This window comes from Brevibacillus sp. SIMBA_040 (assembly GCF_046535075.1).
In the GTDB taxonomy this organism is placed as follows: Bacteria; Bacillota; Bacilli; order Brevibacillales; family Brevibacillaceae; genus Brevibacillus.
In genome coordinates, this window is sequence record NZ_JAWRXI010000188.1 from 1 (window position 1) to 270 (window position 270).

Annotated in this window: 1 protein-coding gene; it reads right to left on the bottom strand. The window is 35.6% G+C overall.

Features of this window, described 5'->3' with window-relative positions:
- Positions 1-270, bottom strand: a 270-nt coding sequence (locus tag SB752_RS32495; RefSeq protein ID WP_486320407.1) for a hypothetical protein, incomplete at both ends; no start/stop codon positions are given.

Genomic DNA, 270 nt, shown 5'->3' on the forward strand with positions numbered 1-270 from the left:
GTATTATAGCCGTCAATCTCATTATTAAGATTATCCGTCAGTTTGAAATTCTGTAGAGACTGGAATCTGAATGACCAGTTTTGGATAGTATATCCGATATAAGTCACCAATTTTGAAGGCGACGCATTATACACTTCCTGTTTGATCCATTCTCCATTGGTATCTACTTCAGATTTGATTAATAATCCACTGGCTCCGAAATAAACCCCGTTGTTCAGGATGTAGGATATTTCAGCTTCAATTCCCATATTTCTTAATTTCAGATCATTT